17 protein-coding genes and 1 pseudogene are annotated in these 26,076 nt (G+C 72.6%); all 18 read right to left on the bottom strand.

Features of this window, described 5'->3' with window-relative positions; translation table 11 throughout:
* Positions 1–3: 3 nt before the first annotated feature.
* The gene (locus BU197_RS23100; RefSeq protein WP_188270220.1) at positions 4–1,287 is read right to left on the bottom strand and encodes a DUF4910 domain-containing protein; all 1,284 of its coding nucleotides are present in this window, start codon (positions 1,285–1,287) and stop codon (positions 4–6) included.
* Positions 1,275–2,300: an NAD-dependent epimerase/dehydratase family protein gene (locus BU197_RS23095; RefSeq protein WP_188270219.1), complete on the bottom strand. Its 1,026-nt coding sequence runs from the start codon at positions 2,298–2,300 to the stop codon at positions 1,275–1,277. Before BU197_RS23095 ends, BU197_RS23100 begins: the two co-directional genes overlap by 13 nt.
* Before the next feature lie 3 nt (positions 2,301–2,303).
* Positions 2,304–2,951 carry a PIG-L deacetylase family protein gene (locus BU197_RS23090; RefSeq protein WP_188270218.1) on the bottom strand — a complete coding sequence of 216 codons (648 nt, stop codon included), beginning with the start codon at positions 2,949–2,951 and terminating at the stop codon, positions 2,304–2,306.
* Positions 2,948–3,754: a sugar phosphate nucleotidyltransferase gene (locus BU197_RS23085; RefSeq protein ID WP_188270217.1), complete on the bottom strand. Its 807-nt coding sequence runs from the start codon at positions 3,752–3,754 to the stop codon at positions 2,948–2,950. Before BU197_RS23085 ends, BU197_RS23090 begins: the two co-directional genes overlap by 4 nt.
* Positions 3,751–4,986: a class I SAM-dependent methyltransferase gene (locus BU197_RS23080; protein WP_188270216.1), complete on the bottom strand. Its 1,236-nt coding sequence runs from the start codon at positions 4,984–4,986 to the stop codon at positions 3,751–3,753. The genes BU197_RS23085 and BU197_RS23080 overlap by 4 nt, the downstream gene beginning before the upstream one ends.
* A pseudogene (locus BU197_RS23075) lies at positions 4,983–6,259 on the bottom strand (glycosyltransferase). Before BU197_RS23075 ends, BU197_RS23080 begins: the two are co-directional and overlap by 4 nt.
* 7 nt (positions 6,260–6,266) lie before the next feature.
* Positions 6,267–7,670: an O-antigen ligase domain-containing protein gene (locus BU197_RS23070; protein ID WP_223182919.1), complete on the bottom strand. Its 1,404-nt coding sequence runs from the start codon at positions 7,668–7,670 to the stop codon at positions 6,267–6,269.
* Position 7,671: 1 nt separating this feature from the next.
* A complete protein-coding gene (locus tag BU197_RS23065) occupies positions 7,672–9,261 on the bottom strand; it encodes a right-handed parallel beta-helix repeat-containing protein (RefSeq protein WP_317452109.1) in 1,590 nt (529 codons plus the stop codon).
* 14 nt (positions 9,262–9,275) lie between these two features.
* On the bottom strand, positions 9,276–11,228 hold the full coding sequence (locus tag BU197_RS23060) for an alginate lyase family protein (protein WP_188270214.1): 1,953 nt from the start codon (positions 11,226–11,228) through the stop codon (positions 9,276–9,278).
* Complete coding sequence (locus tag BU197_RS23055; protein ID WP_188270213.1) at positions 11,225–13,402, bottom strand: bi-domain-containing oxidoreductase; 2,178 nt, start codon at positions 13,400–13,402, stop codon at positions 11,225–11,227. Before BU197_RS23055 ends, BU197_RS23060 begins: the two co-directional genes overlap by 4 nt.
* Positions 13,403–13,427: 25 nt before the next feature.
* The gene (asnB, locus tag BU197_RS23050) at positions 13,428–15,353 is read right to left on the bottom strand and encodes an asparagine synthase (glutamine-hydrolyzing) (RefSeq protein ID WP_188270212.1); all 1,926 of its coding nucleotides are present in this window, start codon (positions 15,351–15,353) and stop codon (positions 13,428–13,430) included.
* Between the two features lie 3 nt (positions 15,354–15,356).
* The gene (locus tag BU197_RS23045) at positions 15,357–16,880 is read right to left on the bottom strand and encodes a Wzz/FepE/Etk N-terminal domain-containing protein (protein ID WP_188270211.1); all 1,524 of its coding nucleotides are present in this window, start codon (positions 16,878–16,880) and stop codon (positions 15,357–15,359) included.
* The gene (locus BU197_RS23040) at positions 16,877–18,235 is read right to left on the bottom strand and encodes a Wzz/FepE/Etk N-terminal domain-containing protein (RefSeq protein ID WP_188270210.1); all 1,359 of its coding nucleotides are present in this window, start codon (positions 18,233–18,235) and stop codon (positions 16,877–16,879) included. Before BU197_RS23040 ends, BU197_RS23045 begins: the two co-directional genes overlap by 4 nt.
* Positions 18,232–19,506: a glycosyltransferase family 4 protein gene (locus tag BU197_RS23035; RefSeq protein ID WP_188270209.1), complete on the bottom strand. Its 1,275-nt coding sequence runs from the start codon at positions 19,504–19,506 to the stop codon at positions 18,232–18,234. The genes BU197_RS23040 and BU197_RS23035 overlap by 4 nt, the downstream gene beginning before the upstream one ends.
* Positions 19,496–20,815, bottom strand: coding sequence for a nucleotide sugar dehydrogenase (locus BU197_RS23030; RefSeq protein ID WP_188270208.1), 1,320 nt, complete (start codon positions 20,813–20,815; stop codon positions 19,496–19,498). Before BU197_RS23030 ends, BU197_RS23035 begins: the two co-directional genes overlap by 11 nt.
* A 73-nt stretch (positions 20,816–20,888) precedes the next feature.
* Positions 20,889–22,379, bottom strand: coding sequence for a sugar transferase (locus BU197_RS23025; protein ID WP_188270207.1), 1,491 nt, complete (start codon positions 22,377–22,379; stop codon positions 20,889–20,891).
* Positions 22,380–23,210: 831 nt separating this feature from the next.
* Positions 23,211–25,250 (bottom strand): anthranilate synthase family protein, encoded by a 2,040-nt coding sequence (locus tag BU197_RS23020; protein WP_188270206.1) that lies wholly within the window; start codon positions 25,248–25,250, stop codon positions 23,211–23,213.
* Complete coding sequence (locus BU197_RS23015; protein ID WP_188270205.1) at positions 25,247–25,909, bottom strand: isochorismatase family protein; 663 nt, start codon at positions 25,907–25,909, stop codon at positions 25,247–25,249. Before BU197_RS23015 ends, BU197_RS23020 begins: the two co-directional genes overlap by 4 nt.
* Positions 25,910–26,076 lie beyond the last annotated feature (167 nt).

Here is a 26,076-nt window from a genome sequence, read left to right as displayed (position 1 = left end):
GCCTCACGCCTTGATCAGTCCCGCGCCGTGCAGCGCGTCGGCGGCGTCGGCGACCGTGCCGAACGGCAGCCCCGACCGCTCGGCGACGTCGAGCAGCGTGTGCTCGCCGTCGGAGAGACTGAGCACCCAGAGCATCGCCAGCTGCGCCTGCTTGGCGTCGCTGCGCCCGCCCAGCGAGTCGTACAGCCCCCGCCGTCCCAACTGCGGTTCGCCGTACGGGCTGAGGTTGAGAAAGCGCCGGTTGCGGTCGAGGACCGCGAACGCCTCACGGCAGACGGCCAGCGTGTCCGCCATCGCCTCCGGCGACACGAAGTCCGGATTGTCCGCCGAGGTGTGGTACTCGGGATACCCGGCGTACGGAGTCCGGCTGAGCGAACCCACCCCGAGATCGAAACCGGGGGAGCAGTACTGCCGCTCGTCGTACCCGTACGGGGTGAACTCGGTGATGTGGTGCGGTCGTCCGGAGGACTCCAGGACGTGCCGCATCACCCGGTCGATCTCCGCGTCGCCCCGCCGGCTCTGCTTGTACGTCAGCCGGCCCCGGTCGCCCGCGCAGGCGAGGACCAGACCGTGCTTGACCGCGTCGATCCGCTCCGCGTTGCGGGCCAGCCAGGTGATCGCCCCGATCGTCCCGGGCGCGAAGACGAAGCGGTAGGTGTAGTACGGCGTCTCCGCCGCGAGCGCCCGCGCCAGGAAGACCGCCACCGCGATCCCCGCCAGGTTGTCGTTGGCCAGCGACGGATGGCAGACGTGGCAGGAGACGATCACCTCGTCCGCGACCCGCCCCGGGACCACGTGCTCGGCGTAGGTGAGATGCCCGTCCGCGAGCGTGGAGTCCACCCGGACCTCGTACGGGCCCTCCGGCATCGCGTCCAGGACCTCCTGCGCCAGACAGAACCCCCACTCCGGCGTGTAGTAGCTGGTGCGGTACGGCACCCAGGAGGGGTGCTCCGGCAGGGTGTGCAGATGGCCGCGCAGCTCGGACAGGGGCATCGTCGCCGACACCGGCACGCTGTAGCCGAGCACGTGCAGACTGGACGCGGCGAAGTCGACCACCCTCCGGCCCGTCGCGTCGGCGACGTACGCGTCCCGGATGTTCCACTCCTGCGGCACCGTCCAGTCCAGCACCCGCGTCCCCGTCGGCACCTCGTGCACCCGCAGCGGAAGGTACTCGCCGACGATGTCCAGGGTCGCGCGCACCCCGTCGCCCGTGATGCTCCGGCACAGCGGATACAACCGCTCCACCAGGGCGTGCATCTCCTCGCCCGCCGACGTCACCGGCGCCACCGCAGGGTCTCGTCGACCGAGCCCGCCTCGGACGCCGAGCGCAGCACCGCGAGCCGGGTGAACCGCCGCTCGAAGTCCTCCCGGGAGAGTCCGTACGCCCGGTAGGCGTCGGCCAGTTCGAGCGCGCCCCGCTTCACCGTCCACTCGCAGTCGAAGCCCGGCAGGGCGGCCCGGAACCGGGAGAAGTCCACCCGGTACGAGCGCGGGTCGGCCCCGCTCTCCCCGGTGATCCGCACCCGCGCCCCCGCCACCGCCTCGGCGACCTGCGCGGCGATCTCCGCGACCGTCACGTTGTTCGTCTCGCTGCCGATGTTGAACGCCCGGTCGTGCACCGCCTCCCGGGGCGCGGTCAGCGCCGCCTCGAAGGCACGGGCGATGTCGGCGGCGTGCACCAGCGGACGCCACGGCGTGCCGTCGGAGAGCACGAGGACCTCGCCGGACAGCAGCGCGTGGCCCACCAGGTTGTTCAGGACGATGTCCGCGCGCAGCCGGGGCGAGTAGCCGAAGGCGGTCGCGTTGCGCAGGTACACCGGGCTGAAGTCCGCGTCGGCCAGCTCGTGCAGATCGTCCTCCACCCGCACCTTGGACTCCGCGTACGGCGTCACCGGGCGCAGCGGCGCGTCCTCGCCCACCAGTTCGTCACCGCCCGCCGCGCCGTAGACCGAGCACGTCGACGCGTAGAGGAAGCGCCGCACCCCGGCCTCCCTGGCCAGCCGGGCGAGCCGTACGGAGGCGTGGTGGTTGATGTCGTAGGTGAGGTCGGGGGCCAGCGAGCCCAGCGGGTCGTTGGAGAGCGCCGCCAGATGGATCACGGCGTCCACCCCGGCGACGTGCTCGGCCGTGACGTCCCGCAGGTCCACCCGGAACCCCGGCGGGTCCGAGGGCGCCGGGCCGAGGACGCAGTCCGCGAACAGCCCGGCGTCGAGCCCGACGACCTCGTGCCCCGCCGCGGCGAGGACCGGGGCCATCACGGTGCCCAGATAGCCCTGGTGGCCGGTGAGAAGTACACGCACGGTTCATTCCCCCAGATCGAGAGTGAGTTTGCCGACGGCGAAGGCCTCGGCGTAGCGCTCATGGCATTCGATGCCCCGGATGCGGGCCAGACCGAGGAACGCCTCCCGGTCGTACCAGGGGCGGTGCCGCTGCGAGGGGTAGTGCGCCTGGAGCAGCCGCACCTTCTCCTCCGCGGTCTCCGGCGACAGCGGCTGGTACGCCGTGGGGCGGCCCAGATCGGCGTCCCACTTCACGATCTCGTAGCCGAGCACGAGATGGTCGCGGAACGCGGTGGTCATCAGACGCGCCAGACCCCGGTGGTCCTGGTGCGCGTCCTCGGTGCGCGGCGCGAGCACCAGATCCGGATCGGTCCGCGCGCGCAGCTCCTCGACCGCCGCCTTCGCCTCGTCCCAGTGTGCGGGGAACCGGCCGTCCGGCAGCTTGAGCACGGTCAGCCGCAGATCGGCGTCCGGGCAGAAGGCGGCGAGCGCCGCCGCCTCCTCCGCTTCCCGCTCGCCGCCCCCGCCGGAGAGCACCAGGACGTCCACCCGGATCCCCGGCCGGGCGCGGCACAGCGTCAGCAGCGTGCCCCCGGCGCCGATCGCGAGGTCGTCGCAGTGCGCGCCCACCGCGACGATCCGGCCGACCGGCCCCGGCCCGAGCCGGATCACGCGCCCGCTCCCGCGCCGTGCCGCAGACCGTCCCGCTCCCACACGGCCCACGGACGCTCGCCCCGCGCGTAGGCCGAGTCGAGCGCGGCACGCTCCTTCACGGTGTCCGTCGGCTTCCAGAACCCCCGGTGCCGGTGCGCCACGAGACGCCCTTCCTTCGCCAGCCGGGTGCAGCCGTCGGCCACCAGGTCCCCGTTCTCCGGGATGTGGTCGAAGATCTCCTGGCGGAGCACGAAATAGCCGCCGTTCTCCCACAGCGGCAGCTCGCTCACCGCGGTGATGCCCCCCACCAGACCGTCCTCGCCCAGCTCCACGCAGTGGAAGGAGGACTGCGGCGGCACCACCATCATCGAAGCGCCCGCGTCCCGCCGGGCGAACCGGTCGATCATCTCCGGCAGCGGCGCGTCGGTGAGCACGTCGGCGTAGTTGGCGAGGAACATCTCGTCGCCGTCCAGATGGTGCCGCACCCGCCGCAGCCGCTCCCCGATCGGCGAGTCCTCGCCGGTCTGCGCGAAGGTGATCGTCCAGTCGGCGATATCGGTGGACAGCAGCTCCGTCCGGCCGCCGCGCAGCACGAAGTCGTTGGATGTCGTCTCCTCGTAGTGGAGGAAGAAGTCCTTGATGTGATGGGCCCCGTACCCCAGGCACAGGATGAACTCCTTGTGCCCGTAGTGCGCGTAGTAGCGCATGACGTGCCAGATCAGCGGGCGCGGACCGACCATCGCCATCGGCTTGGGCACGTCGTCGGAGGTTCCGTTGCGCATCCGCATCCCGTAACCGCCGCAGAACAGCACGACCTTCATGACTTGACCTCGACAATGCTCAGTTCCGGGATGGGGAAGACCAGCCGGCCGCCCCACTCGTGCACGAAGGACAGCTGCGCGGTCAGCTCCTCCCGCAGGTTCCACGGCAGGACGAGGACGTAGTCCGGCCTGTCCGCCGCGATCCGCTCGGGCGGCAGGATCGGAACGCGGGTGCCCGGGGTGAACCTGCCGTGCTTGTACGGATTGCGGTCGACCGTGTACGCGAGCAGGTCGGGCCGGATGCCGCAGTGGTTGAGCAGGGTGTTGCCCTTGCCGGGGGCGCCGTAGCCGACGACCGTCTCGCCGCGCTCGGCCGCCTCGACGAGGAACCGCAGCAGATCCCGGCGCACCTTGGCCACCCGGGCGGAGAAGTCCGCGTACCCGGACAGCTCCTGGAGCCCCGCGGCCTTCTCCCGGGCCAGCACGTCCGCCACCCGCCCGCTCGGCTCGCCCGCGACCTCGGCCGGACGGGCCCACAGCCGGATCGAACCGCCGTGCGTGGGCAGCAGCTCCACGTCCACCAGCGCGAGCCCGCCACTGGCCAGCGCCCGGATCGCGGACGCCACCGTGTAGTACTGGAAGTGCTCGTGGTAGATCGTGTCGTACTGGTTCTCCTCGATCAGGGTCAGCAGATGCTGCACCTCGATGGAGACCCAGCCGTCGTCGGCGACCAGGGCGCGCAGCCCCCGGGTGAAGCCGACCACGTCGGGAATGTGCGCGTACACGTTGTTCGCCACGACCAGATCCGCCGGTCCGTGCTCGGCGCGGACGGCCGCACCGGTCTCGGGGGACAGGAACTCGGTGAGCGTGGGCACCCCCGCCTCCCGCGCCGCCGCCCCGACGTTCACCGACGGCTCGATGCCCAGACAGCGGATCCCCCGGTCCACCACATGGCGCAGCAGGTACCCGTCGTTGCTCGCCACCTCCACCACGAACGCGTCGGACCCGAGCCCCGCCCGCCGCACCGCGCCGTCGACGTACACCCGCGCGTGCTCCACCCAGGAGGACGAGTACGAGGAGAAGTACGCGTACTGCGTGAACGTCTCCTCCGGTGTGATCAGCGGCGGGATCTGCGCGAGCCAGCACTCCGTGCAGACCCGCAGATGCAGCGGGTACGCCGGTTCCGGCAGATCCAGCCGGTCCGCCGAGAGGAAGCTCTCGCACGGCGGGGTCGCCCCCAGGTCGACGACGCTGACCAGCGCCGCCGAACCGCACAGTCGGCAATCAGTCATCTACTGCCCCCATCTCCGTCCGCGCGGCACCCCGCCGCGGACCAGCGCTCTCGTTGCCCCTCGACGGCGGGCTGTCGCCGCCGCCGGACCGCACCGCGATCGCGGTGCGGTACCCCTCCACCAGACGCTCCAGACCGACGGCGGGACTGAAACCCCGCTCGTAGCGGTGCCGGGCCGCCCGGCCCATCTCCCGGTTGCGCTCCGGATCGGACACGATCCGGCGTATGCGGTCCGCCAGCGAGGCGGCGTCACCCGGCCGGTGCAGCAGCCCCGTCACCCCGTCCTCGACGAGTTCGGTGAAGGCGCCGTGCCCGGCGGCGACGGCCGGGACCCCCGCCGCCATCGCCTCCGCCGCCACCAGACCGAACGTCTCCCGGGCCATCGAGGGAGCCAGCACCGCGACCGACCGGGCCACGGCCCGACGGCACCGCTCCGGATCCCACAGACCCGCGTACCGCACGTCGTCCCGGCCCGCCGCCCAGGCGGACACCTCCCGCTCCAGCGGCCCCGCCCCGGCGATCACCAGCGGCACCCCCGCCCCGCCGTCCGCCGCGAGCCGGTCCCACGCCGTCATGAGCAGCCGTACGCCCTTGGCCTCCGCGAGCCGCCCGAGATACAGCAACTGCTCGCCGTCCCCCTCCCGGCGGGCCCCCGGATCGGGTACGAAGTTGTGCTTCACCAGCAGCCGCTCGGGCGGCATGCCGGAGCGCACCAGGAGGTCGCGCTGCGAGGCGGAGATACAGAAGAACCGCTCCACCCCCGACCACCACCGCCGCCGGTTGACCGCGAGGCTCACCGCGAGCGGCACCGTCGCCAGCCGGGAGTCCCGGTAGCAGCCGTGCCGGACGGCGGGCAGCGGCAGCGCCGGACCCACGCACTCGGTGCACGGGCGCCCGTCCCGGTGCAGCGTGCCCGGCGGGCAGACCTGGGTGTAGTTGTGCAGCGTGGCGACGACGGGCACCCCGGCGTCGGCGCAGGCGGCGAGCACGGCGGGCGAGAGCAGCGGGAAGACGTTGTGGACGTGCACCACGTCCGGCCGCTCGGCGCGCAGCCGCGCCGTCAGCTCCGTACGCACCGCCGGGTTCCACGGCACGAGCAGCGGCACCGCCGCCTTGGCGAGCAGGGAACGGGCGGCGATGTCGTCACTGCGCCGCTCGAAGACGTCGACCCGGTGGCCGGCCGCGCGCAGCAGCCCCACCTCCTCGTCGACGACCCTGTTCTCCCCACTCGGCTGCGCCGAGGAGTATCGGTTGTGCACCACAAGGACACGCATGCTCAGGTCACCTCCTGGCCCATCGGGGGACACGGCGTCGGGGAAGCCCGGCCACCGGCTGCGGCGCGGCGGCCACGGGCACCGCGAGCAGCGAGGCGGCCAGGGTCAGGTGCAGCAGATACGCCGAGGCGTCGCCGAGCCCGACCTCGGTGTACGAGGAGATCCCGCAGTAGCCGATCAGGAAGATCGCGCAGGCCCTCGGCAGCGAAGGGGGCCGCAGCAGCGCGACCCCGCCGAGCACGACGACGATCGCCGTCACGATCGCGAGTCCCGTCAGCCCCTGCTCGTGGTAGACGGCCAGCCAGCTGCTGTCGATCGGCAGCCCGTCGAACGACTTGTCGCCGAGGCCGGTGCCGAACACCGTCTCCCCGGCCGTCCGGGGCGCGTCGAGCAGCGCGTCCCAGACCTTGGCCCGGCCGGTGAGGTTGGCGAAGTTCTCCTGGCTCTGCCCGCGCAGGAACCACGCCCGCACCGCCGAGCTGAACGCCACCCCGGCCACCGTCGCGCACAGCACCGACCAGGCGAACACCCGGCGGGCGACGGCGCTGGTCAGGACGAGCGAACCGATCGCGAGGGCGAGACCGACCAGCAGCCCCAGCGTGGCCGTCCTGGTGTGGGTCATCGCGAGCAGCACGAGCGAGGGCACGACGACCACCAGCGCGCTGGTCCGGTCGGCCGCGCGCCCCAGGACGAGCAGCACGGTGAGCCCGATGACCACCGCCGCGTACTGCCCGATCTGCGGCGGGGTCAGCGGCCACAACGCGCCGACGAGCCGCCCCCCGTAGTACTCGGGCATGGCCGTCCCCGGCGAGATCACCAGCCCGACGGCCGCCGTCGCGAGCGCCGCGAAGTACATCCGGATGTGATACGGGACGAACCGCGGGGTCCCGTCCCACCAGCGGCTGAGCAGCCACAGCGTGCCGACGAAGAGCGCGAGGCGGAAACAGCGGAACAGCGCTCCGAAGCCGACGTCCAACTGCACGCTGGAGATCACGCTCGGCACCAGCAGCAGGGTGAGCAGCAGCAGAAAGGCGCTGGGCCGGATGCGCAGCCTCGGATTGACCGCGAGCGCCAGCGCGAACGCGCCGACCAGCGCCCCCATGGTGGCCATCTGGATGAGGGAGCGGGGGAGCGGGACGATGGTCTTCGCCCCGGCGGAACCGAGCGTGTTGAGCCCGAGCAGCGCCCAGGCGATCCCGACGGCCCTCGGCGTGGCGGCGGCCTTCGGTACGGAGGCGGCCTGCGGTGTGGGGGCGGGCTTCGCCGTACCGGCGGGCTTCGCCGTACCGGCGGGAGGCGACTCGCCCCCGGCCCCGCCGCCTGTCCTTCCCGGCCCGGCCCCGGCCCCGGCCCCGTCGCCCGTCGTCTCCGCGTCGGCCGCCCGCTCCGTGCGCCGCTGCTCCTCGGCCATCTCAGCCACCCGCCCGGGGGGCGAAGGTGCTGCCCGTGTCCTGCCGGTACGGCGCGCGTCGCCATCGGCCCGCGTCGAGGCGCCGGTCCGGGTCGTCGTCCACGGCGAAGCTCCACGGCCCGAGATAGACGTTGTCGTGCCAGCGGTTGTCCTGCCCGTGCACGATCGCCCGCGCCACCCCCTCGCCCCGGTACGGCGACCAGTCGGGCTCGGTGCCCTCGTTGGCGAGGACCGCCATCCGGCCGCAGCGCCCCGCACAGCCCGGGACGGAGCCGCCGAGCACGAAGCGGTTGCCGTGGATGTCCACCCGACGCGTCCTCCACCGGCAGTCGGTGAAGAGCGGCGCCGTCGCGATCCCCGGCCGCGCGCAACTGGCCGTCTTCTTCACGAGGAGCGTGCAGTAGCCGGTGGAGGTGTTGGCGGGGCTGTTGCAGAACCGGTCGGCGTTCTCCCACAGGGTGATGCCGTTCCAGTTGTCCTCAAGGAGGTTCCGCGAGATCTCGATCCGGTCCGTACGGGCCGGGATCCTCGGCTCGCCGCCCGACTCCGACACGTAGACGGTCGCGTACGGGAAGCCGTCGCCGTCGTCGGCGGAGGCACGGCCCTCGACCCAGTTGTTCCGCCGGATCGTGTTGTTCCTGACCACCGCGTTGTAACTGGTCTCGTAGATCAGCGCGGCGCCGTCGTTGGCCTCCAGGACGTTGTCCTCGATGCGGAAGTCGTTGTTGTTGTTGTCCGCCCACAGCCCGGCCCCGCGGTTGTCGTGGACCCAGTTGCCGCGTACGTCGGCGCCGTTCACGGCCCAGAACTTGATCCCCCCGGAGCAGCCGCACCCCGGCTCCCGCCGCTCCCAGTCGTCGGTGTTGTTGCCCGTGATCTCGTTGCCCTCGACCACCAGACCCCGGATCGAGTCACCGGTCTTGTACGCGTTCATCCCGTACTGCCCGTTGTCACGCAGACAGCTGGCCCGGAGCCGCTGGCGGGCACCGGCCATCAGCCCGGCACCGGAGTTGTCCCGGATGGTCGTGTGCTCGATCACCCATCCGTCGGCCATGTCGTGGTTGACCACGCCCTCGTTGTTCGGCGCGGCGAAGCCCCGCACGGTCAGATGGCGGATGACGACGTCACGGGCGGTGCCGCCGAACGCGTACTGGTTGACCTTCCGCCCGTCGAGCACCGCGCCCGGCGCGCCCAGATACCGGTTCCCCTCCTTCGGCAGGACCTGGGCGTAGGGATCGGGGTCGAGCCGGTGCGTGCCCGGACGGAGCCAGAACGTGGTGCCCGGGGGGCTGCTCTCGGTCTTCGCGGCCAGATCGCCGACCACCGAGGGGTCGACCGTCACCGCGCCCGCCGGAGCCCGCGCCGGTCCGGGCACGGGATGCGCGCAGACCCGGGCCACGGCCACGGGGGACGCGCCCGACGCACCGGGCGCCCCCGACACGCCGGGTACCGCCGACGGCGTCCCCGAAGTGCCGGGCGTCGCCGACGGCTTCGCCGGGGCGTCCGGCGTGCCGGTGCAGCCGGCGAGCACCGGCAGGGCCAGCGCCAGCGCCGCCACCGGCAGCGTCAAGCGCCGCCTTCCGATCACCACGCCTCCTTCCCCCCTTAGTCGCCGAACGTGAGCACGGTGGTGAACCCTGTCGGGCCGTTCGTGAAGCCGGTGCCGACCAGGGTGGTCGCGGGCTCCTTGCGCCCGAAGCCCGCCGAGTACCAGCCGAGCGGCGGATCCGTCTCGCCCCGGTGGGCCCGCCAGGACAGTCCGGCGGGCAGGTCGAGCACCGCCGTACGGTCCTCGCCGTCCGCGGTCCAGCCGAGCGCCGCCCTGCCGCCCGTCAGCGCGGCGGTGACCGTCGGGCCGAGATGGAACGCGAGCCGTACCGGCCCGTGCGCGCCGCCGATCTCGTCGACCACCCGCAACTCCCGCTTCGCGTCGGTCAGTTCCACCCGTCGGCGATGGGTGACGCCCGGGTAGCCGTCGTGCTCGGCGCACCAGCGGGCCGTCCCCGTGTCGTCGGGGCCCGGGACGTCCGCGACCAGGACCCGGCTGCGGGCGTGCCGGGTCCACAGGAACGGGCCGCCGGAGACGGACTGGTCGGCGTCGCCCCACTGGAGGGTGTTGTGGCCGAGGGTCGAGCGGAAGTACCGCCGCCACTCGGGCTGCCCGTGGTAGCAGTACGTCCCCGGGTCGGCGAGCACGTCGACCCCCCGGTGCCGTACCTCCACGGACAGCGCGTCCGCGTGGGCGTGGGCGGCGATGGCGAGGAACCCGTGCGGGCCGCCGTCGCAGCGGCACCAGATCCCCGAGGGCCCGCGAAGGAGGGTGAGACCGGCGTCGGCGAAGTGGGAGGGCCGTTCGGCCGGGCGGGAAGCGGTCGGCGCGGCGGGCCGCAGGAGCGCGGCGAGCAGCGGGGTCCGTACGTCGCCGCCGGTCGTCTCCGGCCACCACGGGAGCCGGCCGAAGACGGCGTCCCCGGTGGCGAGCAGCGAGCCCCAGCGGTCGGTTCCCGCGCCGTCCACCACCAGACCGTGCCCGTCGTCCGCGTCCCCCTGGCGCGGTGGCCGCAGCCGCTCGTCCACGACGGCGGCGAGCGCGTCGGTCATCCGCAGCAGCACCAGCCGCACCGGGTCCGGGACCGGCACCCCGGCGGCGTCCGCCTCCGCCAGCGCGGCCAGCCCCAGTTCGAGGACCAGACCGTGGTACTCGGTGGCCAGCTCGCGGTTGAGCCCGGAGCCGAAGGTGTTGGCGCGCAGCTCCCGGTCGAGGGAGCGCAGCGCCTCGTCACGCCAGCGCGCCGAGGAGGGGAACCAGTCGAAGGCGCAGGCGGCGGCGAACTGCCCGGCGGCCTCGGCGACCACGTGGTTGTTCGCCGAGGTGCCCCGGCTGGGGAAGGCGGCGAGCCAGCGCTGGTGGTGCCAGATCTGGTGCAGCGCCACCGGGTTCTCCTCGAAGAGCCCGGCCGCCCCCGGCCAGCCGTCGAGCAGCCGCCGGATCCACACCCAGGACAGCAGCCGGATCCCCAGCTCGATGCCGCTGATCCAGTGCACCCCGCGCAGCGGCGCGTTCCCCGCCCACCAGCGCCGCAGATGGCCGGCCACCCGCTCGGCGTACCGCTCGTCCCCGGTCACCGCGTAGGCGGCGGCGAGCACGGTGAGGTACTGGTGCCGGGACGGCTCCCAGATCTGCTTGACGTCCCCGACCGCCTCCTCGTCCCGGTACGGCACGTCGAAGGCGTACCCCGAGGGGGCTCGCCGCCCGGTCTTCGGGTCGTACCACCAGTCCGGGTCGACCAGGTCGTCCCGCTCCACCCCGAAGAACTCGGCGCGCCCGGCCATCAGCCGGTCCGCCTCGGCGACCAGCCGTTTCACGGCGTCCGGCGGCACCGAGGCGACCGTCCCCGGCGGCAGCGGCGAGGTGAACCGGGCCCCCGTCACCCGGGGGCTCTCCGCCACCGCCGACCGCCACCGGCGTCGGCGCACCGCGTCGCCCGCCCGGCCGCCGACCTCCCGGGGCCCCATCCGGGAGAGCCGCCGCAGATACCAGCCCGCGTCCATGCTCACCGCGGCCCCGCCAGCGAAACCGGGACGCCCGCGGCCAGCGAGGTCCGTACGGCGAGGGTGGCCGCCGTGGTGGCGACCAGCGACTCCAGGGACACCGGCATCGGCCCGCCGGTCCGTACGGCCTTGACGAACGAGGCCAGTTCGGCGGACTGGCCCTTGTCCCGGCCCTTGGAGAGGCGCGGGCTGCTCCACCGCTTCCGCCCGTACACCGAGGCGCGGACGAAGTCGTCGAGCCGCAGCACCCTGCCGTCCGCGACGAGGTCCAGCGTCTCCTTGGGGAAGGCGGCCGAGCCGGTGGTCAGATAGCTGACGACGGCGGTGGAGCCGTCCGGGTAGCGCAGGACGACCTGGAGGTCCTCGTTCCCTGCCGGTGCGACCGCGTACACGGAGACGGGGTCGTCCCCGAGGAGCCAGCTCACCGTGTCGACGAAGTGCCCGCCCTCACCGGCGAACCGCGAGCCCTCCGTGCCCTGCCGCAGGTACCAGCTGCCGTGGTCGAGCCGGCCCGCGTTGACCAGATAGCGGACGCTCGCCGGTCCCGTGCGGTCGCCGAAACGCTGCCTTGCCTCCCGGAGCAGCGGCGCGAACCGCCGGTTGAAGCCCACCTGAAGCCGGTCGTTGCCGGACTTCTCCACCGCCGTGAGCACCCCGGCGAGTTCCTCCTCGGTGAGCGCGAGCGGCTTCTCCACGAACACCGCCTTGCCCGCGAGGAGCGCCTTCTGCGTCAGATCGGCGTGCGAACTGTGCCGGGTGACCACGAACACCGCGTCGACGGAGGGATCGCCGAGGACGGCGTCGAGATCGGTGGTCGCCCGGGTGAAACCGAACTTGTGCCGCGCGTTGGCGGCGGACAGCGCCGTCGTGGTGACGACCGTGGACAGCTCGACCCCGGCGCGCTCCGCCAGATGCGGCAGCAGCATCGACGACGCGTAGTTCCCCGCCCCGACGAACGCGAGGCGCACCGGCCCCCGGGCCGACCGGACGGGGGAGGGCGCGGCACCGCGCCGCACCTCGGGCACGGTCACCGCCGGAGCCTCGGCCTCCCCGGCGTGCTCCGGGTAGCGGAAGAGCACCGCCACCGCCTTCAGCTCGCCCTCCTCCAGACTCCGGTACGTGTCGACGGCGTCCTCGAAGTCGGCGATGTGCGAGACCAACGGCTCCACGTCGACCCTGCCCTGGGCGAGCAGCCCGAGGAAGCCCGCCAGATTGCGCCGCTCGGTCCAGCGGACGTAGCCGATCGGGTAGTCCCGGCCCTCCAGCTCGTACTCGGGGTCGTAACGCCCGGGACCGTAGGAGCGGGAGAAACGGACGTCGAGTTCCTTCTCGTAGTACGCGTTCCACGGCAGGTCCAGGCTGCACTTGCCGATGTCGACGACCCGGCCCCGGTCCCGGCTCAGCCGGGCGGCCAGCTCCACCGGCTGGTTGCTGCCGCCACCGGCGGCCAGATACACCTGGTCCACCCCGTGACCGCCGGTCAGCTCGGCGACGGCCGTCTCCACGGCGGCGGAGCCGGGATCACCGCAGGCGGCGGCCCCGAGGCGCCCGGCAAGCTCGCAGCGCGCCGGATCCGGGTCGGCCCCCACCACCCGGACCCCGGAGGCGACGAGCAGCTGCACCACCAACTGCCCGATGAGCCCCAGCCCGATGACCAACGCCACCTCGCCGAGCTGCGGCTCCCCCCTGCGGACGCCCTGGAGGGCGATCGACCCGACCGTGCCGAAGGCCGCGTGGCGGGGCGCGACACCGTCCGGCACCGGGGCGTACAGGTTCTTCGGCACCCAGTTCAACTCGGCGTGCAGCGCGTGCTCGTTCCCGGCGCAGGCCACCAGGTCCCCGACGGCGACGTCGTCGACCCCGGCGCCGACCCGCTCGACCACCCCGCACAGCGAATAGCCGAGCGGCGTGTACGAGTCCAGCTTGCCCATCACCTTGCGGTAGGTGGCGGGCACCCCGTTGGCGGCCACGCTCTGCATGACCTTGGCCACCTGGTCCGGCCGGGAACGGGCCTTGCCCAGCATCGACATGCCGGCCTCGGACACCTTCATCAGCTCGGTCCCGGTGGAGATCAGCGAGAAGGCGCTGCGGACGAGCACACCCCCCGGCTTGCACTCCGGCACCGGCACGTCGAGCACCGCCAGCTCGCCGCTCTTGTAGTTCTGTACGACCTGCTTCATCCGAAGTCCCCTTGTTTCCACGCCGTCAGGCGGCGTTCTCGCCGGACCCGGAGGTCGCGCCGCGATACCAGTACTCGAGGGTCAGCACATGCCACAGATGCTTGGAGAAATCCCGCTGACCGGAGGCGTCCTCGGCGACGAGCCGCGCCAGCGCGTCCCGGCGCAGGAACCCGGACCGCACCAGCTCGCCGTCGTGCACCACCTCGCGCACCAGCGGCGCCAGGTCCCGGCTCATCCAGGCCCGCAGCGGCGCGCTGAACAGGCCCTTGGGCCGGTACACGATCTCCCGGGGCAGGACCGAGACGGCCGCCTCCTTCAGCACCGCCTTGCCCTGCCGCCCGACGATCTTGCGGTCGCCCGGCACGGCGAACGCCGCCTTCACCACCTCGACGTCCACGTACGGCACCCGTACCTCCGTCGACGCGGCCATGCTCGACCGGTCCGTGTAGGCCAGGTTCAGCCCCGGCAGGAACATCCGGGCGTCCCCCAGGCACATGCGGTTCACGAAGTCGTCGAGGTCGTTGTCCCGGTAGACGTCCGCGTGCTCGGTCAGCACGTCGTCGACCGTCCCCGCCAGATCCGGATCGACCAACCCGAGCAGCTCGTCCCGGTCGTACATGGTGTAACTGCGCCGGAACGCGGTCTCCTCCGGCAGATCGGCGAAGGAGAGGAACCGCTTCGCGAACCGCACCGACCGGTACCCCCGGCGGGCCGAGGCCACCGGCAGCCGGTCCACCGCCCCCGACACCGCCCGCCGCACCGGACGCGGAACCCGCTGATAGCGCAGCGCGATCAGATTGGCCAGATGCTTGCGGTAACCGGCGAACAGCTCGTCGGCCCCCATCCCCGACAGCATCACCTTGACCCCGGCCTCCCGCGCGGCCGAACAGATCAGGAACGTGTTGATCGCCGCGGGATCGCCGATCGGCTCGTCCAGCGCGTACGTCATCCGGGGCAGCAGATCGAGCACGTCCGGGGCGATCTCGATCTCGTGCAGGTCCACACCGAACCGCGCGGCCACTTGCCGGGCGTAGCGCAGGTCGTCCGGCATCGCCTCGAACCGGGCGTCCTCCGCGCGGAACCCGATCGTGTAGGCCGAGATCCCCGGCCGGTCACGGGCGGCGAGCGCCGTCAGATAACTGGAGTCGAGCCCCCCGGAGAGGAAGGTCGCCACCGGCACGTCGGAGATCAGATGCCGCCGCGTCGACTCCTCCACGACGGCCGCCACGTCCGGCACCTCACCGGCCAGCGCCCGCTCCCGGCCCTCGGCCGCCACCTCCCGTAGCGACCAGAACCGGCCGCGCTCCACCCGGCCGTCGGGCCGGCACCGCAGCCAGCTCCCCGGCGGCAGCTTCTCCGCCTCGCGGTACGCGCACCGAGAGTCCGGCACCCAGTAGTACAGCAGCGAGGCCACCATCGCCCCGTGATCCACCTCCAGGGACCCGCCGGTCGCCGCCGCCAGCGCCTTCAGCTCCGAGGCGAACACCAGCCCCGCCCCGCGCCGCAGCAGGAACAGCGGCTTGACGCCGAGCTGGTCACGGGCGAGCACCAGCTCACCGGTCCGCTCGTCGAAGATCCCGAACGCGAACATGCCGCGCAGCCGGGGCAGACAGTCCGTACCCCACCGCCGCCAGGCCTGGAGCACCACCTCGGTGTCGGAGGTCCCCCGGAAGCGCACCCCCGCCGAGACCAGCTCGGCCCGCAGCTCGGCGGCGTTGTACAGCTCGCCGTTGTACGTCAGGACCAGACCGTCCGAGACCATCGGCTGTGCACCCGTCTCCGACAGGTCGACGATGGCGAGCCTGCGGTGCCCGAGATGCACCTCCCCGTCCCCCAGCGGATGGCTGTACCGCCCCGCCCCGTCCGGCCCGCGATGGGCCAGGGTGTCGGTCAGCCGGTCGGTCACGGCCTTCCCGTCCGGCCAGCGGTAAGCGCCTGCGATGCCACACATGTCCTACCGTGCCTCCTGGTCGCTGTCCGGGACCCGCGCCGCCCACAGCGGCAGCCGCTCCGTCCGCTGACGGCCCGTCCCGTTCTGTCGTGCGTGCCCCTCGGACCCGCCGCGCCGCGCCGTCTCCGGCCCGTCCCACAGCGTGCCGTCCGTACGGTCACGCGGATCGGGGTCGATCAGCACCACGCCGATCACCGCGATGTGCTGCTCCGCCAACTGCCGCGCCACGGTGTGCAGCCACGCGGCGCTGCCGTGCCCGGCCCGGACGACGAGCACCGTCCGGGTCCCGAGGTACCGCAGATCGGTCCACGCCGTGCCGGGCGCCACCGACCCCACCCCGAGCCGCCGCTCCCGCCCGGAATCCGCCCCCGCTTGATCGCCCCTGACCACGACCGGATCGCCCGGCTCCGCGCGCCGCTCGGCCAGCCACGGACCGGGCAGCCCGTCGACCACGACCACCGGCCCCTCCGCCGCCAGCGCCCTGGCCAGATCCAGGGCGATCACGCTCGCACCGCGCGCACAGCCCAGTTCGAGCAGCGACACCGGCTCCGACGGACCACGCACGGCACGCACCAGGGAGGCCGTGAGCCGCTCGCGCGCCGCCCGGACCCGCCGGCGCCGCCTCAGCAGCCCCCCGGGCCGCCGGGGCAGCTCCGCGACGACCGACGCCCCGAGGTTCGCCGCGATCTCCCCGCGCAGTATGGGACGGTCCGCCACCACCGACCCCACCGAGGACACCGCGAGCCCCACCACCAGACCGAGGGCGAGCCCGATCGCACCGTCGGTGGCGGCGACCCTGGGCAGGGAGTACGGCACCATCCGGGGGGCGTCCACGATTTGCGTACCCGCCACAAGGCGGGGCGTGCCGATCCGGGCCTCGGCGGCCCGCTGCCCGAAGTCCGCGATCTGCGAGGTGAGTTCGGCCCGCCGGGAGAAGAGCGACTCCGTGTCCGCCGACGCCTTCGACCCGTCGCCCGAAGGCCCCTCGCCGATCGCCTTGTTGACCTCGGCGAGATCGCCGCGCAACCGGTCGCGCTGGTCGAGCAGCGTCCTGGCCTCGGCGTCCGCGGCCTCTCTTATCCGCCGCACATGGTCCGCGACGAACGCGTCCGCGAGCGCCCGCGCACGGGCCACCGCCTCCGCCTCGCTGCCACCCGTCACCTGGATCTGGAGCACGTTGTTGGTCAGGCCCACACCCTCGTACTCCCGGATGAAGTCCTCCGGCCGCTCCCCGGACCCCAGGGACCTCAGGGCCGCGTCGGCGATCCGGGTGGTCCCGAGCAGCGCCACATCCGTACGGATCAACGTCCCCGGATCGTTCGGCTGATCCTCCTGACGGGCCACGAGCACCTTGGTCGTCGCGGTCGGCGGCTGCGGCAGCACCACCGCCACCGCCCCGCCCCCGAGCAGCCCGAGCAGCGCCGCCGACGACCACAGACGCCGCCTCCTGCGCACCGCCACCACCAGCGACCGCACGTCGAGGAGCGGAGCGGCGGCCGACGGCTCCCCTGGCGCACCCGCCGTCACTCGCCACCTCCCGCCACCGACGCCCCGACCGGGGAATCCGGCACGGCGACACGGCGGGACCGGCCCGAGGAGCGCGCCGGACGGAACCGGACCGTGCCCGCCAGGACCACTCCGACGACCTCGTGCCCCGCGTCCACGCACGCCCCGGCGACCCCGGCGAGATCGCCCGCCGTCCAGTCGCCCGCACTGAGCACGACCAGCGCACCGGCCTCGCCCTCACGGTCCGGCAGCATCGGCTGGGCCACCGACACCTCCACCACCCGCAGCAGCGGATCGCCCTCGGCCTCGGCCACCAGCCGCTCCGCCGCCCGGACGGCGACCGCGTCCCCCTCCGGCACGACCACGAGCAGCCGCAGGGCCCCCGGGAGCCGGTCCCGGAGCCGGGCGCACACCCGCCGGTAACGGATCCGGGTACCCGCCTCGTCACCCTTGCGGGGAGCCGGGGCATCCCACCGCACCTCGACACCGAGCAGCCGCCGGAGCCACGACCGGGGCCCACCGCCCTTCCGCCGCCGCGCCCGCCGGTCCGCCGGCACGTCCACCGCGCCGAGGGACACCGCCCCGACCGCCGCCGCGATCTCCGGCTCGGTACGCGGCCGACGGCTCATCCGCGCCGCCGCGAGATGCCCGACGACCGCGACCAGGAAGAACAGCAGCGCCCCCGCGCCCACGAGCTGCGGCCGGGTCGGCGGCGCCTCGCCGGTCGGCCGGACCGCGGGCCCCATCACGACCATGTCCGTCTTCACGGCCAGCTCGGCCTCGTCCAGCTTGTCCACGGCCCCCTGCAAGGCGGCGAGCAGCTTCGCCAGCTCCGTACGGGTCTGCACGCTCTCCACGCTCTGCCCCGAACCGGCCGCGTCGGCCAGCTCCTCGATCCGGCGACCGGTCTCCGTCACCGTCCTGCGCAGCGCCCCGGGCCGGTCCGCCGCCTCGACGGCCTCGTCGCTCGCGATCTGCCCGGCGAAGACGACGAACTGCCGGGCCGCCTGGTCCGCGAGCCGCTGGGCCTCCTCCGGGGTGTCGGCCGTCCCCGAGATCGTGATGATGTTCCCGTTGGCCGCCTTCGCGGTCACCCGCTTCCGCAGCTCCTCACCGTCGACCCCGGGCTGCCGGAGCGCGTCGGCCACGCGGTCGAGCACCACCGAGTTGGTCGCGATCTCTGCCTGCGTCAGCAGCTGCCGCTCCTGCCACGCCCCCCTCAGCAGCACCGACGCCGATGTCGTGTACCGAGGGGGGAACAGCAGGGAGACGCCATGGCCGGCGAGCGCGCCCAGCACCACCAGGAGGGCGAGCAGCCGCAGACGGCGACGGATGATCCGCCCGACCGTGACCAGGCGTATCGTGTCATCGCTCAACGGCGCGGCCTTTTCCCTGCCCTGCCCCGGCCACCCGCCGCCACCGGAGCACGCCCGCGCACGGCGGCGGCGTAGGCGTCGAGCAGCGCACGCTGGGAGTTCCGCCAGGCGAGCGGCCCGCCGATCCGCTCCTGACCGATCTTCCCCATCCGGGCGCGCTCCTCCGGATCGTCGAGGAGCCGCCCCACGAGCCGGGCGAACGCCTCCTCGTCGTTCGCGGGCGCGTAGACGGCGGCGTCACCCGCCGAGACCCGCGCCTCCCGCAGGTCGAAGGAGACGATCGGCCGACCCATCACCATGTACTCAAGGACCTTGTTCATGGTCGACACGTCGTTGAGCGGATTGCGCGGGTCGGGGGAGAGGCACACATCAGCGGTGGACAGATAACGCACCAAGTCGGCGTCGGGGATGCGCCCGGTGAACCGTACGTGCTCCGCGAGCCCGAGCCGCCGGGACAGCTCCACCATCGCGTCGAAGGCGTCCCCCGCGCCGACGAACACCGCGTGCCAGTCGGTCCGCTCCTCGCGGAGCCGCGCGAGCGCCCGCAGGGCGTAGTCGACGCCGTCCTGCGGCCCCATCACCCCGAGGTAGCAGAGCAGATGGGGCTTGCCCTCCTTCAGCTCCGGCTCGGGCGGCACCGGGTGGAAACGCCCGGTGTCGGGAGCGCTGCGCACCACGAAGACGTCCTCGGGCCGCTTGCCGCCCCGGCGCAGCGCGACGTCCCGGTAGCTCTCGTTGGTGGCGAGCACGACGTCCGCGCTCCGGTAGGTCAGCCGTTCGAGGGCGCGGACGCCCCGGTAGAGCAGGTCCTCGCCCCGGCCGAACCGGGACAGATACAGCTCGGGCACCAGGTCGTGCTGGTCGAAGACGAACCGGGCCCCCCGCCGCTTCAGCCACAGCGCGGGCAGGAACAGCAGGTCCGGCGGGTTGCAGGCGTGGACCACGTCCACCGGCCCGACCCGGCGGGCCAGCCGCAGCGTGTGCCACAGCGCCGTCCCGTACTCCCGCAGGTATCCGGCCGGTCCTCCGGTGGCGGCGCGCAGCGGGTAGCGGTGGATCCGCACCCCGTCGATCACCGCCTCCGGCTCCGTGTCCCGCCTCTCGCCCCGGGGGCAGACGACATGGACCTCCCAGCCCGCGTCGCGCAGCGTGGCGCACTCCTGCCACACCCGCCGGTCGAACGGCACGGACAGGTTCTCCACCAGAACCAGCGCGCGACGGGCCGCCCCGTCGCCGCCGGGCGTCCTCGCGGACGACGCGTCACCAGGCAAGGCCCATGTATCCCGGTTCGGCCCGGCGCGCCTCGGCGTCGGGGAGGTGGACGAGGTCGACGATCTGCGGGCCGTCGCCCCCCTGGGGAAGCGCCGCGAGCACGGCCGGGTCCCTGGTCCCGACCAGGCACACCTCGGCGTGCCCGACCACCTCGTCGACGGAGTCGGCGAGCAGCTGCGCGAGGTGCGGCAGCCGGGTCTCGATGTACTCCCGGTTCGCGCCGAGCAGCCGCGAGAGGTTCACGTTGGGGTCGTAGATCCGCAGGTCGTACCCCTTGCCGAAGAGCCGCTCCGCCAGCTCGACGAGCGGACTCTCACGGAGGTCGTCGGTACCGGGCTTGAACGACAGGCCGAACAGGCCCACCCGGCGCTTCCCGGTCCGCTCGACCAGCTCCACCGCCCGCCGCAGATGCTCCGCGTTGGAGGGCAGGACGTGGGCGAGGATCGGCACCGAGACGTCGGCCCGCTGCGCCGCGTACACCAGACTGCGCAGGTCCTTGGGCAGGCAGGAGCCGCCGAAGGCGAAACCGGGCCGCAGATAGGCGGGGCTGATGTTCAGCTTGCGGTCGGCCAGGAACACGTCGATCACCTGGTGCGAGTCCACCCCGAGCGCATGGCAGACCGCGCCCAGCTCGTTCGCGAAGCCGATCTTCAGACCGTGGAAGGCGTTGTCCGCGTACTTGATGGCCTCGGCGGTCGGGATCGGCACCCGGAAGACCTCTCCCGGCAGCCCCTCGTACAGCGACGCCACCACGTCGCCGCTCTCCGGGTCGAGTTCGCCGATGACGGTCTTCGGCGGGTCGAAGAAGTCCCGCACGCTCGTGCCCTCGCGCAGGAACTCCGGGTTGACCGCGACCCCGAAGTCCACCCCCGCCGTGCCGCCCGCGTACTTCTCCAGGATCGGCACCAGCAGGTTCAGACAGGTGCCCGGGAGCATGGTGCTGCGGAAGACGACGGTCTGCCGGCCGCCCCGCTCGGCCACGGCGGCACCGATCTCCTCGGTGACCCGCTCCAGATACGTGGTGCACAGACTGCCGTTGGCCTCCGACGGCGTGCCCACGCAGATCAGCGACACCTCGCTGTCCTTGATCGCCTCCCGGACGTCGCCGGTGGCCCGTAACGCCCCCGACTCCACGACCTCCGATATCAGCTCGCCGATCCGCTCCTCCACCACCGGAGCCTTGCCGTCGTTGACCAGGTCGACCTTCACCTGGTTGACGTCCACCCCGATGACCTCGTGCCCGAGGCCGGCCAGGCACGCGGCCGATACGCAGCCGACGTAGCCGAGCCCGAAGACGCTGATCCTCATGAACCGTTCCTCCCCCCGGGCAGACCCTTGTGGTCTGCCGCCCACCTTCCGGCCCGACGACGCCCCCCGCGCATCAGTAGGCCCCCTGCCCGTAGAGCACCGCGCGCAGCGTCTTCCAGAGAATCACCGCGTCGAGAGCGAGCGACCAGTCCTCCACGTACCGCAGATCCAGCCGCACCGCCTCGTCCCACGGCAGGTCGCTGCGCCCGCTGATCTGCCACAGACCGGTCAGCCCCGGCTTGACGAGGAGCCGCCGCCGGATGTCCGGGCCGTACGCGGCGGACTCCTCCGGCAGCGGAGGACGCGGGCCGACCAGCGACATCGAGCCGGTCAGGACGTTGACGAGCTGCGGCAGTTCGTCGACCGAGTAGCGGCGCAGCACCGACCCCACCCGGGTCACCCTCGGGTCCCGGCGCATCTTGAACAGCAGCCCGGCGCCCTCGTTGCGGTCCGCGAGGTCCTCCCGCGCCCGGTCGGCGCCGACGACCATGGTGCGGAACTTGAGAATGGTGAACTCGCGCCCGTCCTTGCCGACCCGGCGCTGCCGGTAGACCGCCCCGCCCCGGCTGTCGGCCATGACGAGCACCGCGACGAGCAGCAGCAGCGGCGAGAACAGCAGCAGCAAGACCGCCGCGCCCAACCGGTCGACGATCTCCTTCACCGCCCGCCGGGCACCGGTGAAGGCGGGCATGCTGACCCGCAGCAGCGGTATCCCGAGCACCGCGTCGACATGCAGCCGGGGACCCGCCACCTCCATCAGCACCGGCGCCACGACCATCTCGGCGTCGCTGCCCTCCAGGTTCCAGGCGAGCCGCTGCAACCGGTCCGGCGACCAGTGCGGATCCGGCGTGACCGCGACGACCCGGTAGCCGTTGCGGTGCACCTGACCCGCCACGTCGGGCAGCCGTCCCACCACCGGCACCCCGTCCAGCAGCTCGTCGTCGAGCGCGGGACTGTCGGCGGTGCACACCGCCTCCACCCGCCAGCCCAGATGCGGGAACTTGCGCGTACGGGTGATCAGATCGCGCACGGTGGCCGGGCTTCCGGCGGCGAGCACCGGGCGCAGACACCGCCCTTCCTTCCGCTGCCGGTGCAGCCGGAGACGGAGCAGATACCGCTCGGTCATCGTGACGAGCGCGATCGCGGGAATGGCGACGAATATCCAGAGTTTGATGTTGCGGGAGGTGAGGGCTATCCCGCCGAGTGAAAGGACGACGGTCGCCGCGAACAGCGATCGCCCCAGCCGGCGGAATTCCTCGGCACCCTGACCGAGTACGGCGGGAGCCCAAGCCCGGCTCACCGCGAGCGCGGCCAGGACGAGCAGTTCGGTGCCGAAGGCGAGAATTCCCCACTTCTCATGCCAGTTGGCCGCGTCCCTGGCTCCGAAGAAGTTCCCGATCGCCGCCACGACGACGGCGGTGGCCACTGTGTCGCTGGTCATCACGGCACGTCGGTACCGCTGCTCCCAGTCGTTCGCGGGCTGGTGGTACGCCCCGTTGATCGCCCCGTTCTCCAGTCGCCCGCGCGCCGATGGAAACGGGCTGACTAATTCTCCCTGCTGCACGGACCCCCCCAGGGTTCCAGTGGGCTCGACGTGTTGACTCCACACGATTCCTCCCCCTCGGGGAGGCCCCGGCTCCCCGTACAATTCCTCCCCCCGGGAGGCCCCCGCCTCCCGTGCCCGCGCTTTTCCTCCGCCGGAGAGGACTTCACTCCCCGGGCATGACGTACCGGCTGTCGCAGTGCTCTTGGACACCTCGCGAGGACGGCGGCGTATTCACCCCTCCACCGGAACCGCGAGGTGCGCGGAAAACCCGTCGGAACCCCGGGTGCTCCCCGCACCCGGAGCCCTCTCCCGGGCCCCGGAATTCGATCTTCATTACATACGGCACCGGGAACGCGACACGCCGTCCGAGATGCCGGGTCGATAGATCAACTCTTGTCGCTTCGTGCCCGATCACTCGAAGCACGGTCAATCTAGACCATCGGGGCCCGCCTGGAGAGGGGATGAGTGGAATTCGTGGGCAAGGTTTGAAGACGAACCCTTCGAGAGGTGCTCTTCGATCACGAAAAGAAGAGGGAACCGGGCCTTGTGACCTGTGACTTCAGGAGTTCTCCAGAGAAGTCGCACGGCATCTCCGCAGTGCCCCTTCCACCACCCCGGGGCCGTGCCCAGGGCATATGCGTGGAGGATATAGCGGAAGGGAGGGGAGGGGCGGGAGTGAATGATCGAATTCCCTCGGCGCCGTCGTACCAGCGAGGAAGCACCCATGAAGCACGGAGAACTCGCCCCCGGCAGGGGACGAGTTCTCCGTACGGCCCTCGGAATGCGGGCTTCATCTTTTGGCCGTAATCCGGTGGGGATCAGTCCGAATACGCGCGCAGGGCCGGGGTCTCAGTGTGCGAGCGGCCGTACGCCGAGCGCCTCCGAAAGCAGCCCGCCGAAGAGATCGACTCCGCCCTCGGTGAGCACCGACTCCGCGTGGAACTGCATCGAGGCGAAGTGCGGGCCCCGTAGACCGTGCACCTCCCCGGTCAGCGGATCACGGCTGACCTCCACCAGACCCACACCCTCGACCTCGGCCTTGTCCTCCGCACCGCGCGCGGCGAACGTGTTGTAGAAGCCGACCCGCTCACGGGCGCCGAAGAAGTCGATCGCGTGCTGCACGCCCTGGTTCGGCACCTCGCGCCGGACCAGCGGGAAGCCGAGGCGCAGGCTGAGCACCTGGTGACTGAGGCAGACGGCGAGGAACGGACGGCGCTCGGCGAGCAGGGTGTCGACCGCCTTCCTCAGATGGGCGATCTTCGGATGGTCGCCCTCCCGGGGATCTCCGGGCCCGGGGCCCATGACGACGAGGTCGTGACCGTCGAACGAGTAGGGCTCGTCGAACCGGCGGACCGTCACGTCGAGACCGAAGGAGCGCAGCTGGTGGTCGATCATCGAGGTGAAGGTGTCCTCGGCGTCGACCACCAGGACCCGGCTGCCCGCGAGCGCCGATCCCGGTCGGACGCGCCCTTCGTCCCCGGAGAGCCAGAAACCGGCGAGGTTGGTGTTCCGCCGCTCCAGCGCGGCTCGCACATCGGGGTGGGCGGCGAAACTGGGCCTGGTGTCGACGGCGCCGGTGGTGCTGGAGGTACCTGTGGTGCTGGAGGTACTGGTGGTGCTGGAGGTACCAGTGGTGCGGGAGGTACCGGTGGTGCCGCCGTTCCCCGCGGGCCCGGCGTTCCCCGTGCTCCCCGCCGCATCCCGTACGGGGTCCACCCGGAGCGCGGCGAGCAGTCCCGCCGCCTTGGCGCGGGTCTCGGCCACCTCGGACTCGGGGTTCGAGTGGCGTACGAGGGTGGCGCCCACGCCGATCCGCAGCCGTCCGGTCGGATCGATGTCGGCGGTACGGATGAGGATGGAGGAGTCCAGGACCCGGCCGCCCCGCTCGTCGCGTCCGATGAGGGCGACGACCCCGCTGTAGTAGCCGCGTCCCTCAGGCTCGTACCGGTCGACGACCCGGCAGGCACTTTCCAGCGGACTGCCGGTGACCGTCGGCGCGAACATCGAGGCGCGCAGGATCTCGCGCGGGTCGAGGGTGCTGTGGCCCTCGATGATGTACTCGGTGTGGGCGAGCCGGGCCATCTCCTTCAGATAGGGGCCCACCACCCGGCCGCCGGAGTCGCAGATCCGGGCCATCATCTTCAGCTCTTCGTCCACGACCATGTACAGCTCGTCGGCCTCCTTGCGGTCGGCGAGGAAGTCCAGCACCCCGGGGAGGGTGGGGCCGGTGGGCGGATAGCGGTAGGTGCCGCTGATCGGGTTCATCACGGCGGTGCCGTCGGAGAGGCTGATGTGCCGCTCGGGCGTGGCTCCGACGAAGGTCCGTTCGCCGGTGTGGACCAGGAAGGTCCAGTAGGCGCCGGACTCGCCGCGCAGCAGCCGCCGGAAGAACGACAGGGCCGCGGCGGGGGTGTAGTCGCCGATGTCGGCGACGAAGGAGCGCTTGAGGACGAAGTTGGCGCCTTCGCCGGTCCCGATCTCATCGGCGATCACCCGGCGGACGGTCTCGGCGTAGTGGGCGTCGTCCACGTCGAAGTGGCCGCCCACCAGGTCGATCGGCCGGTCCGGCAGCCGCCGCAGCAGCTCGTCGAGAGGGATCGCCGTCTGCTCGGTGACGGTCATCGCGATCAGCGGCGCGCCGTCGTCGGGCGCGGCGAAACCGCGTTCGGCGATCTGCCGGTACGGGATGAGGGTCAGGACCTCGTGCCGGGCGCCGTCGCCGGGTGCGTCGGCATCGGAGAGGGGCAGGTCCGCGAGGGTGTCCGGGGTGGAGGTCTCGCCCAGGAGCAGCTCCACGGCGTCCGGGCGGCCGGTCTCGGGACGGTGCAGCAGGGCGAAGGCGGGCGGGCGGGGGCCGAGCACCCGGGCCAGCGGGTCCGGGGCGGTCACGAGGTGGCTCCCACGCCGGTCGCGGTGGGGCGCAGCTGGCCGAGGACGGTGTCGGTGGTGGTCACGACGGCGCAGCGCGCGGCGGCGTAGTCGAGGGCCGACCGGTGGTACTCGGCGGAGAAGTCGGCGACCGCGTCGGCGACGAAGAACGGCTGGATGTCGTGGGTGAAGGCGTCGACGGCGGTCATCAGCACACCCACATGGGCGTAGACACCGCACAGGATCAGCTGGTCGCGGCCCTGCTCGCGCATCCAGCCGAGGAGGTCGGAGCGGTGGAAGGCGCTGTAGCGCCACTTGGTGATCACATGGTCGTCGGCGCTGGGGGTGAGCGGCTCGACGACCTCGCGGTCGACGGGGTCGACGCGCATGCCGGGGCCCCAGAAGTCCTTCAGCAGACCACGCTGTTCGGCGGTCATCCCGCCGGGCTGCGCGGTGTACGCCACCGGCATGCCGGTGGCGACGGCCCGCTCCCGCAGCCGGGCCGCGTTCCGGACGAGTGTCTCGCGCACCGGGGTGGGGAAGGGGCGCAGGAAGTAGCGCTGCATGTCGTGGACGAGGAGCACCGCGCGGTCCGGGTCGGCGGACCAGCCGGCGGTGTTGTCCGGGAGGTCGTCCGCCGTCGGCAGCGGGTAGGGCTCGATGGGCGGTATGCCGGCCATGGCTGTTCTCTCCTTGGGCGTGGGCAGGGAAGAGGGGCTGGGGGTGGGACCGGTACCGGCCGCGGGAACGGCCGGCACCGGTCGGGGGAGGAGAGCCGCCGGGGGAGGAGGTTCGCCGAGGACGAGGCCCTTCGGGGGAGGGCCCGTCCGGGCCACGGCGACGGGCG

It is taken from the genome of Streptomyces sp. CBMA291, from assembly GCF_014596525.1.
Lineage (GTDB): Bacteria > Actinomycetota > Actinomycetes > Streptomycetales > Streptomycetaceae > Streptomyces.
The sequence above is the reverse complement of the archived record's forward strand: the minus strand, read 5'-3'. Positions and strand labels throughout refer to the sequence as shown.

Excerpts from the sequence above, each read along its gene's own strand:
- BU197_RS23085 (WP_188270217.1), bottom strand. The coding sequence starts at position 3,754 with ATGAAGGTCGTGCTGTTCTGCGGCGGTTACGGGATGCGGATGCGCAAC.
- BU197_RS23080 (WP_188270216.1), bottom strand. The coding sequence starts at position 4,986 with ATGACTGATTGCCGACTGTGCGGTTCGGCGGCGCTGGTCAGCGTCGTC.
- BU197_RS23070 (WP_223182919.1), bottom strand. The coding sequence starts at position 7,670 with ATGGCCGAGGAGCAGCGGCGCACGGAGCGGGCGGCCGACGCGGAGACG.
- BU197_RS23055 (WP_188270213.1), bottom strand. The coding sequence starts at position 13,402 with ATGAAGCAGGTCGTACAGAACTACAAGAGCGGCGAGCTGGCGGTGCTC.
- asnB (WP_188270212.1), bottom strand. The coding sequence starts at position 15,353 with ATGTGTGGCATCGCAGGCGCTTACCGCTGGCCGGACGGGAAGGCCGTG.
- BU197_RS23030 (WP_188270208.1), bottom strand. The coding sequence starts at position 20,815 with ATGAGGATCAGCGTCTTCGGGCTCGGCTACGTCGGCTGCGTATCGGCC.
- BU197_RS23015 (WP_188270205.1), bottom strand. The coding sequence starts at position 25,909 with ATGGCCGGCATACCGCCCATCGAGCCCTACCCGCTGCCGACGGCGGAC.